The following is a 1,260-nucleotide window of genomic DNA, read 5'->3' as shown; positions in this document are numbered from 1 at the left end:
TTAGCTAACGTCAAGGCAATGAACAAAGTCATAAGACTAGGTATGCCTGTTAGTTACCGAGTTGAGTAATTAGAGTAAGTGTCATTAGATCAGTACGTTACGTGAACTATTTGATCAACAACGCCGTGTGCATTAGGTATCTAAAGGTGATGGATACCCTAACTTTTATTCTACTCTTAGCTTTTATCGCTGGAGCCGCAAACAGTGTGAACGCCTTTGATTTTTTTTGCAAAAAACCTTGAAACAATGCTGCGTAAATGTAACATGCCCGCCACCAACACAAGTATTATTCATGGACGAAAACTTATGAAATACATTTATTTATTATTTACACTTATCGCTTTCAACGCGAGTGCGAGCCTTCCTGGTAAGCTGTATTTTTCTGACCGAAATATGGATGAGTATGAGGTCCAATTTACCGGGAGTTCATACACTCCAAAAACACTCAATATTATTAAGGTTTGCTCCAGCATAAATTGCCAAATTGAAGATAGTTATAGCTTAGTATATGACTTAGTGGGAGCGATGCAGAGAGGAATCGTTTATACATATAAATTTGAAAGCCATCCCTGTGATGACCCTTTTGGATGTGATTCTCCTCGCTCTGTAACTCGTAAGACTGATTTGAAAAAAGAATATCTTAATGCTTTTGGTGCTGGGCTTGTAACAGGAATCGCTGAACAGACTGGATCCAACTCGATAAGCTCACTAACTAATGAAATTGTTTCTAACAATGGAATTAATGGAAAGCCTTTAGTTATGGTTACAAAAAATGAGGCAGGGAAACCTCTATATGCTTGTAAAATTGACGACCTAAGTAGTTGTACTATTGTTGAAGAAGTTATATTTACTAATCATTCTAATGGCGAAATTCAAGTTTCGATGACTGTCGATCCATACTCCAGTGAAACAGCTAATTTGATGCAGAATTCTCTTGAGAATTTTATGCGTAATATTTCAAATGATACGTGGAGGTGTATTTCTGTTGGTACTGGTCCATCAGGTGATATTCGCTGGTCTATGCTGTGTGGTTACTGGCCTTAAAATAAGAGAAAAGCGGCAAAAGAGGGGCAAAAGCGGGGACTGCCATTACTTTTTGCGGTCCCAGTAATCCTCAACTAGCCCTTTGTTCCCCAGGGCGGGATCGCACTTTGTTAACAAATATGATCTAATTGTGCCAAACCCTCAGCAGCACAGTCATTTTGAACCTTATTGAACACTTATCTGTTGTAGAAGATACTCGCTCGGACATCAACCAAA

At 38.8% G+C, this 1,260-nt stretch carries 1 protein-coding gene; it reads left to right on the top strand.

The window, feature by feature from the left end; all coding sequences use genetic code 11:
* Positions 1 to 306: 306 nt before the first annotated feature.
* On the top strand, positions 307 to 1,044 hold the full coding sequence (locus KU855_RS18685; RefSeq protein WP_218532793.1) for a hypothetical protein: 738 nt from the start codon (positions 307 to 309) through the stop codon (positions 1,042 to 1,044).
* The last annotated feature ends 216 nt before the right edge of the window (positions 1,045 to 1,260 follow it).

Source organism: Shewanella sp. NIFS-20-20 (genome assembly GCF_019209865.1).
GTDB lineage: Bacteria > Pseudomonadota > Gammaproteobacteria > Enterobacterales > Shewanellaceae > Shewanella.
The sequence above is the reverse complement of the archived record's forward strand: the minus strand, read 5'-3'. Positions and strand labels throughout refer to the sequence as shown.